Source organism: Xanthomonas cucurbitae (assembly GCF_002939885.1).
Classification (GTDB): domain Bacteria; phylum Pseudomonadota; class Gammaproteobacteria; order Xanthomonadales; family Xanthomonadaceae; genus Xanthomonas; species Xanthomonas cucurbitae.
Genome location: NZ_MDED01000090.1, coordinates 1 through 2,397, shown reverse-complemented (window position 1 = coordinate 2,397; position 2,397 = coordinate 1). Strand labels below are relative to the sequence as shown.

2 protein-coding genes and 1 pseudogene are annotated in these 2,397 nt (G+C 58.5%); 2 read left to right on the top strand and 1 reads right to left on the bottom strand.

Going from position 1 to position 2,397, the window contains the following annotated elements; all coding sequences use genetic code 11:
* Positions 1–169 precede the first annotated feature (169 nt).
* The gene (locus tag XcuCFBP2542_RS19465) at positions 170–637 is read left to right on the top strand and encodes a hypothetical protein (protein ID WP_146090367.1); all 468 of its coding nucleotides are present in this window, start codon (positions 170–172) and stop codon (positions 635–637) included.
* A gap of 593 nt (positions 638–1,230) precedes the next feature.
* Entirely contained in the window at positions 1,231–1,572 is a 342-nt protein-coding gene (locus tag XcuCFBP2542_RS18745) for a hypothetical protein (protein WP_033478862.1), read from the top strand.
* A gap of 52 nt (positions 1,573–1,624) precedes the next feature.
* Here the strand turns inward: XcuCFBP2542_RS18745 and XcuCFBP2542_RS18740 are convergent.
* Positions 1,625–2,302: pseudogene (locus XcuCFBP2542_RS18740) on the bottom strand (plasmid mobilization protein); the annotation flags it as partial.
* Positions 2,303–2,397: the final 95 nt, after the last annotated feature.

Below are 2,397 nucleotides of genomic sequence, written 5' to 3'. Positions count from 1 at the left end.
GACGCTTCGCTGGACAATCGCCGTAGAAATCGCAGTGACACTACTTGGAACGATGTCTCCGCACCTTCGCATTTAATGACACAGTAGGATTACTACAGCGCTACTCATCTGCAATCTCTGCTGCCTTGCCAAATCCCTAATTGCCTATAAATACTCCCATGCCCCTGACATGGTTGTCTGGCTACGCGATCGCGAGGATTTGGAACGAGAGTATAGTGAGAAGTGGCAGACGCTTGACATCACAGAAGCAGAAGCTAAACAAAGCGCACGGCGCGATTTTTACTATCATCTGGATGAGACCTACGCGATATCTGCCCGAAACAACAGCATCCAAAATAACAGGAAAGCCGAGTGGATTGCGCGTGGACACAGGTTTCTTATTGCTAGCCTGGGCTCCCTCATTCTGGCTGGAGTCTTCTTCAGCCTGTCCCCTACAAAGTCGGCGGATGACGCCGCACCAAGATCGCCGAAGGACGGTAAGACAGTGACTATCCCCAGCAAGCCTGAGAAAGCCGTTAATAGCCCCGCATCGTTACCCACCACCAAACCAAAGGGCGTCGAACGTCCACCGGTTCGTGAGCCAGTGGTCAGCAATGAAAATTTTCACGAAAAAAAACGATGTTCGGGGAGTCGATGACCTATGAGTGATAAACCCAGCGGCGAGAAACCGCAACCTGCGCCTCAGCAGCGCCCGGCTACACAGCAGACCCAGATTGTCCGGCCACCAACGAGGGAGCCGATCCATGTGTTCGATAGCGTGCCACCAGGGATGAAGAAGGGGCGCCCTTAAAAGGCACCCCTGGGTTCTCTTGAGGGGTAACTTACGGAGCCGGATGCGGCATAGAGGAAGTCCCAGCCCCGAAGACGCGCCGAGCAAAACAGAAGCCCACATGCCACTGCCCAAACGGCGTCCAAGATTCTTGGTCGAAGCTGTGACCCTGCTGACCACGCAACGGGAGGACACCGGCGGCTGGTCTGTCAGCATCGCGCACAAGCCAGAGCTCACCGACCCGCCTTGACTGCTTTCCTTACCTCGGCCCAAGTTGTTCGCCTGCGTCTGCACAAAAACGAGAAGCCAGGTCGCATTCGCAACACCTCTAGTCGTCAAATGACATAGCAGCTATCGAATTTTGGCTCGTATTCAAATTTGTGAAATGCAGCCCGAAGCGAGCTCTTGCGCAAGAGTCAATTCTTGGTTGGATGAGGGTTCCCCCACACGTAGGAGTTTTCATGACCACCCATCCCAAACAACTCGAAATCGCTGGCCAACTGCTCGCAGGGCTGATGAGCCAAACCCTTTCGGACGAGCCCCTTACGCGCCAGCGAAATGTTTGCAATGCCTGGGCCTCCGCTGGCGAACTGATCGTCTACAGCCAGAAGAACGTCCCGGGCGGAAGCAACGCCGCTCCATCGTTGGACCATGCTCCTCCCCGGCCCTCGCCGGCCGTGCGCACCCGCGAGGCTGTCATTGTTCGAGAGCTCCCATCGATAGACGAATGGCGCGCGGGCCGGAAGAACAAAGACGCACAGTTGGATCCTGTGCGTGCCAAAAAACGGCCGACCCTTCATTGAGTCTACCGAGAGCATATAAACATTGAGCCCCGCAGTGCGGGGCTCTTTGGTTTCAGTGGAAGCGCGGCGGCCGGGGAACGTAGGCCGCCGCAGGAGGTGCGACGATGACAGGGCTTGGACGCTGCTCATCGGGTTCATTCGCCATGTCGAGTGCCAAGGGATAGCGCTGGAGCATGTCTCGGCTCCACACCTCCAGATGCGCTGCGCTGGCCAACGCCTCTTTCTCGCAGAGGGCTTGTCCCTGCGGGGTCACCCGAGCCTTTGCATCGGCCAGCTCTGCGGCTCGGGCTTCGAGGGTGCTCAACCGACGCCCGCGCCGCTGCTTCCAGTCCCCCTGCATCCACGACGGACCGGGCTCGGGATTGTTCGCAACGAAGTCGTTCCACGCGTTCTCGGCCATGTGGTGCAGCTTCTCCGCTCGCCGCACCGCCAATAGCCTCCGGGCGAACTTCACGGTCGCAGCCCTGAAGCGCCGCAGTCGCCGGAGCAACTCGTTGAGGTCCGGGCGTAGTCGGGCCTCTTCGGCGAAGGCTGCCACGCGTTCCCTGATCCACTGCAGCAGGTCCAGTGTTGCGTGGAGTGTTTTCGCCAAGCGGGAATCCGCTTGAACAGCGACTCCCCATTCGTCGCTGGCCTCCTCCGCGAGCTCGGAGACCGAACGCGGCTCGCGATGCGGCTTGGCATCCTCGGCTTCCAGCAGTCCCAGCCCACGGGCGATGGGCGCCATGCTGCTCCGGTGATTGTCAACATAGTTGTCCGCTATTTCATGCTGCCAACTTCATGTCATCGGGTGCTTTTCTATCGTCGTTATCCGGGTTCAGCCAC

Excerpts from the sequence above, each read along its gene's own strand:
- XcuCFBP2542_RS19465 (WP_146090367.1), top strand. The coding sequence starts at position 170 with ATGGTTGTCTGGCTACGCGATCGCGAGGATTTGGAACGAGAGTATAGT.
- XcuCFBP2542_RS18745 (WP_033478862.1), top strand. The coding sequence starts at position 1,231 with ATGACCACCCATCCCAAACAACTCGAAATCGCTGGCCAACTGCTCGCA.